A 672-nucleotide genomic window follows, 5' to 3' on the forward strand; every position below is an offset into this window, starting at 1 on the left:
CGCGGCCCCCGCGACGCCCGGCCCAGCCACGTCATCCGTGAAAGCGAGGCCGATTTCTCGGTCGTCGTGGCCACGGGCGCGGTCTCGATCTGCGGCGCGCTGCTGATCGCGCTGACCATTCTCGATCCCGCCTCCTGGACCCGTGTCGGCGGGCTGCACCATCTGGTGGGCGTGGCGGGGGACTACCTGCTGTCGCTGATCGGCGTCGCCCTGATCGGCCTGGCGGTCGGATTGTCGCAGCGCGTGACCCTGGCCTGGAAGGTTACGCTGGCCCTGCTGATCGGGGCCGCCGCGCTGACCCTGCTGCGCGGCGCATCCCCCGCTGTGCCGGGCATTTTGGCCCTGGTCGCGATCCTGATCGCGCCGTTCCGCAGTTCCTATTACCGCCATGCGCGCATCCTCAGCGAACCGCTGGCGTTCCCGACCATCCTGTCGCTGGTGCTGCTGATCGGCTGCGTCCTGGTGCTGGCCTGCTCGGGCCCGCAGGACGAGGTCGGCGGGAGCTGGTGGGAGGTCATGCTCTTCACCTCGACCCACGGGGTCGCGCGCTGGACCGTCGGGCTGGCGGTGGTGCTGGGGCTGGTGATGATCGGCCGCCTGATCCGCCCCGGCCGAATCGCGATCGAGGCGTGGGACGAGGCCGGGCGCGCCCACTACCATGCGCTGGACCAC

1 pseudogene is annotated in these 672 nt (G+C 71.1%); it reads left to right on the forward strand.

Annotated elements, in window-relative coordinates:
* A pseudogene (locus HUK84_RS21625) lies at positions 1-672 on the forward strand (lysylphosphatidylglycerol synthase domain-containing protein); the annotation flags it as partial.

It is taken from the genome of Nguyenibacter vanlangensis, from assembly GCF_013376155.1.
Lineage (GTDB): Bacteria > Pseudomonadota > Alphaproteobacteria > Acetobacterales > Acetobacteraceae > Gluconacetobacter > Gluconacetobacter vanlangensis.